At 34.4% G+C, this 596-nt stretch carries 1 protein-coding gene; it reads right to left on the bottom strand.

Going from position 1 to position 596, the window contains the following annotated elements; genetic code table 11:
* Nucleotides 1-344: 344 nt before the first annotated feature.
* Nucleotides 345-596, bottom strand: a 252-nt coding sequence (locus AC1VNY_RS42540) for a hypothetical protein (RefSeq protein WP_482409677.1), incomplete at its 5' end; no start/stop codon positions are given.

Raw genomic sequence — 596 nt, 5'->3', positions numbered from 1 at the left:
GACATGTAAGACGTGAGAATTAAATATAAGACAAACTGAAATAAGTTAAACGTTTTTTATATCTCGTACCTAGGAAAAAGTATAGTATAGTATAGTAACATATGATGGACGATAAGAAACCAATATTAGGGAAAGAATATGGATATGTCTTATCACGTGAAACAAGGAAACATTAACATCCCAAAAAGTAAATGAAATATAAAGAATTATATGCTAGGTATATCTCCATTACTAACTAGGTACTGGAACAGTTAACATCACTGTTGTCACATAAAGAGATACCGTTAAAAACTAAAGCAAATCTTATAAGAACGATTTTTTTTGCCAACACTATGTTACCAGTGTCAAACATGGCCAATAACAGCAGCTAATGAGTGGGAAATCATAACGACGGAGATGAAGTACCTTAGAAGAGCTGCAGGTGTGACAATAAGAGACAAATTAGAAATGAATAAATCAGAAGGAGGCTGGATGTGAAACCATTCATGCAATTCATAAAAGAAAAACAGGTTAAATGGTTTGGACACCTGACAAGAATGACCTGGTATCTGTCTCTTATACACATCTGACGCTGCCGCCGATCGCATAAGTGTAAA

This window comes from Bradyrhizobium ferriligni (assembly GCF_056837965.1).
This window is presented reverse-complemented; position numbering and strand designations above follow the sequence as displayed.